This is a genomic window from Psychrobacter sp. NPDC078501 (assembly GCF_044900935.1).
Taxonomy (GTDB): Bacteria; Pseudomonadota; Gammaproteobacteria; order Pseudomonadales; family Moraxellaceae; genus Psychrobacter.
In genome coordinates this window covers 1-3,961 of record NZ_JBJDOS010000021.1, presented here as the reverse complement: position 1 = coordinate 3,961, position 3,961 = coordinate 1, and the positions used below count along the sequence as shown (strand labels likewise).

Annotated in this window: 3 protein-coding genes; 2 read left to right on the top strand and 1 reads right to left on the bottom strand. The window is 40.1% G+C overall.

Going from position 1 to position 3,961, the window contains the following annotated elements:
- Positions 1–1,509 (bottom strand): apolipoprotein N-acyltransferase (gene lnt, locus ACI2IW_RS13860; protein ID WP_404693956.1); only part of this gene is annotated, 1,509 nt, incomplete at its 3' end.
- Positions 1,510–1,748: 239 nt separating this feature from the next.
- Here lnt and ACI2IW_RS13855 point away from each other — a divergent pair.
- Positions 1,749–2,393: a DUF411 domain-containing protein gene (locus ACI2IW_RS13855; RefSeq protein ID WP_404693955.1), complete on the top strand. Its 645-nt coding sequence runs from the start codon at positions 1,749–1,751 to the stop codon at positions 2,391–2,393.
- Between the two features lie 796 nt (positions 2,394–3,189).
- Positions 3,190–3,912, top strand: coding sequence for a CHAP domain-containing protein (locus ACI2IW_RS13850; RefSeq protein WP_057758750.1), 723 nt, complete (start codon positions 3,190–3,192; stop codon positions 3,910–3,912).
- Positions 3,913–3,961: the final 49 nt, after the last annotated feature.

Below are 3,961 nucleotides of genomic sequence, written 5' to 3'. Positions count from 1 at the left end.
GGTTATTATTATCAAGATAGGATAATTTCCCATAAGCATAAAGGGCGTGTTACCAACCCGTGCCTGTATCTCACCACGTAGTACAGTACGCTCAAACTGCGGTGCGCGTTTTACAATACGACCTTTATGGTTAATGATAGCGGTAACACCAGTATTGGTCGCTCGAATAAACCAGCGCCCGTTCTCAAGCGCGCGCATTTGTACCATTTGCAAATGTTGCAATGGTCCTGCTGAAGTGCCAAACCAGGCATCGTTAGAGACGGTCAACAAAAAGTCAGTATCGATGGCATTTTTACGCGTGGTATCTGGATAAGCTACCTCATAACAGATAGCCGTCCCTATATTGTGTTCACGCACCTTTAGCGGTGACTGCTGATCACTACCACGACTATAGCTCTTAATATCCTGACTACCGGCCAAACTTGGGAAAATATCGAGCACGCCTTCAAATGGAATATACTCTCCAAAAGGCACTAGACGCTGCTTCTTGTATAGGCCTTCCGCTTCTACACCTCGAGCAATCACGCTATTGTAAAATGGGGGATACTTATCCGTACTGGCATTGAATGCCGCTTTATCCTTATAAGGGATACCAGTTATCCATGTCGTATTGGTCGCATTGGCCATTTCTATCATTTCACTAATAAAGCCCGCAGCCTCATCCTGAAACATCGGAATAGATGATTCAGGCCACACCACCACATCACGTCCCCACTCAGTGCGCGTTAACTTCGCATAAATCTTTAGCGTTTCTACTTGATATTGCGTCAGCCACTTTATATCTTGTGAAATATTACCTTGAATCAATGACACTGACAGATCAGGTGTGCCCTTAGGTTTTGTCCATTGCGGATTGACCAGCCATAATGATGTGCTAATGGCTAATAACAGTACAGAAACGATGGCATAACTACTGCGCCGAAGCAGTAGCTCTACTAAACTTGCAGCCAATAGTATGGCAACAAAAGAGACGGAAAAAACACCAGCAACGGGTGCTAAGGACGATAACCAATACTCTTCAGTAAATGCATAACCAACAAACAGCCACGGAAAGCCTGTGAATAACCAAGTTTTTAACCATTCTTGTAGCACCCAAAGAGCAGCAAATGAAAAGGGTTGTTTGCCTACCATACGGTTAAAGACTAGTGCTAACAATCCATGAAATAGTCCCATACCGAGACCCATCAATGCAATCATAATCAATGCGAGCCACGTTGGTGTATCGCTATAATCATGGATAGCAGTATAGAGCCAAAAGCCGCCGACGCACCATAGCCCCATACCGTAAGCTTCACCGATAATAAAAGCGCGACGACCACTCATACTTGTCACCAACAGCGCATATAAAATCGCTGGTGATACTATTGCTAGCGGCCAAAACCCATAAGGCGCTAGCGAAAATAAAAAAATAGCTCCTGCAAGCCATGCTGCTACTAGCGTAAGCGATAGCGGTAATTGATTTAAGTGAGTACTCAAACGCTTTTGTAGATTAATAGTAGACAGGCGCATCGCAAATTATCCAAAATTATGAGCCTTGAATTTTTAATCAAAATCCAAAACTTAGATAGAGCCGTTAATACTACAGGCAGTATTTTAAAATAAAAACTGCTTATGATACCAGCCTGCACTGCTCAATGGATGAATTTATGTACTCCGTTTAATGGGTTATTATGCTACATTACCAAACGATATGAAGTGTTACTTGATCTTCTATAGCTCACAATACCTACAGTACATGAGAAAGCACTATGCCCCCCTTAAAAATAAAATCCAGTCTTATATGCAATCGTTATCTGTCTAAGGGGTTGCGTAGTACGTTATTATTACTGGCTGCCTCATCACTATTTGCTTGTAGCCAACCGAGTAGTGGCGTATCTGATGCAAGCACAACATCGGCATCAACTGAAGATGTTTTGGCTGTTCCAAAGACAGCTGAACCAAACGTTATAAATAATTCTATGATGACATCAGTAAGTAAACCAGACTTACTAAAAAACGTATCAGCCACTGTCTATAAAGATGCCAATTGCGGCTGCTGTAAAGAATGGATAAGTCATGCAGAAGATAATGGTCTAAGTGCAACCGCGCAAGATGTTGCGGACTTAGCCGTATTTAAAGAGCGCTACAGCGTTCCAAATGAAATGCGTTCTTGCCATACTGTAGTCACTACTGATGGTTACGTCTTTGAAGGTCATGTACCCGCTAAATATATGGCGCAGTTTTTAGAAAATCCGCCAGTACAAGCTATGGGTCTTGCCGTACCTGGCATGCCTGTTGGTAGCCCGGGTATGGAGTATCAAAATAAATTCATGCCCTATCAGGTTATGCAACTCAATAAAGACGGGACGACCCAAGTTTATGCTGATATTGAATCGGTAGAGCAGCAATTATAGTGTGTTAGCAGTTAAGAATACTTTGATTATAGTGTTAGCGTTAAAAGCGAATGAAGCAAGTATAAGACTGTTCTATTGCTTATAAAATGATTCTTCATCAAAAAATTCATTAGCTATTGCGACTTTAAAATTAAAAATAACTTTGAATTTGTAACTTTTGATGACAATGTAAGCGGATTTATCGGTTATTAACCCTTAAAATAGATAAATAACTAAGGGTTAATACAAGAATATACAGGATGTATCGAAACAATTACGTAATATTACATAAGCCAGTAGGGAATTAACATCTATATTAATATTATAAATTATTATATTATCTTAATAATTAGTTAGACCCTATATAGGGTAATTACTTCATCCAATAGAAAAACGTCTGAGGGTTAAATCTAAATTATAGATTTAACCCTCAGACGTTTTTTTGCTTATAAAACAGTAGAAATTGTGGTCAATCTAGTCAGCTATATTCTGTACATGTTACACAAACTTACATTGTAAAATGTGGGATATTAGCAATTTTTTCGACATCAAAAAAGTATTTTTGGGGTTTTTAAGGGGGATGACAGGCTAAACAGCCTATGCTAAAGTCGGCTTTGTGTTTTGGTCAGCAGCTTGATTTGTAACAGCTTCGTAAGACTTCAATGAGCTGTGATCGCCAATAATCATTTTTTATATGAATAATATGCAGCAGAAGTATCAGTCACTATGACATATATATACTTGAGTTATTGAGATTTAATTGACTGCGCTGTTGTTGATAACAGACGATTTTGAATTAACCGTAGGTATTAGATTTATGAAACAGGCTTTATTGATTTTGTCAGTACTGGGTATGGGCATAGCACAAACGAGTGGTGCTGCTATCACAATCTCTCAAACAAATAATACCATCACCAATACTTCTGTGGCATCAAACTACGGTTCATCAAAAAACATCTATAGCACCAAAAGTGGTGCTTATGTTTCTAATAATGATGAAATTAGTCAAGCAATTAGCAACCTAAGTGCGCAGGCCAAGCAAAAAGAGAATCAGCTTTCATCATTAAACAGCCGCTTATACGCTGAAAAACAACAGCAGCAAGTCAATAAGGTTCCTGACAGCAATTCAGCCCCCGCTATCGCTGCTGCTCGCGCCTCAAAAGTGGCTTTATCTGGCAGCTCTGGATATTGTGCCCGTTACGTACGTAAAGCACTACAATCAGCTGGTTATGAATTTACACCCAATCCTTCAGCCTATCAGTACGCCACTCGTGGCACGCTTGATAAAGCAGGTTTTAGCAAAATCAGTAATGATATGCCAACCCAAGTAGGTGATGTTATTGTCTATGATCGCTCATCAAAGCGCCCGCATGGCCATATCCAAATATTTGATGGCGAAAATTGGATTTCTGATTTCCGTCAGAACAGCATCAGCCCATACAGTGGTGTCTATGCTTATACGACATGGCGCGATTCAAAATACGTGGATGACGCATCCGCATCAGATCGTAATATCTACCTTGCTATGAATGATAAATAAGACTTTCTAAGTCAGCACAACATAGTTGTTATTTCCTCCAACCCAGTAG

What these genes read in the sequence shown, in the direction of transcription:
- ACI2IW_RS13855 (WP_404693955.1), top strand. Translation starts at nt 1,749, where the DNA reads ATGCCCCCCTTAAAAATAAAATCCAGTCTTATATGCAATCGTTATCTG.
- ACI2IW_RS13850 (WP_057758750.1), top strand. Translation starts at nt 3,190, where the DNA reads ATGAAACAGGCTTTATTGATTTTGTCAGTACTGGGTATGGGCATAGCA.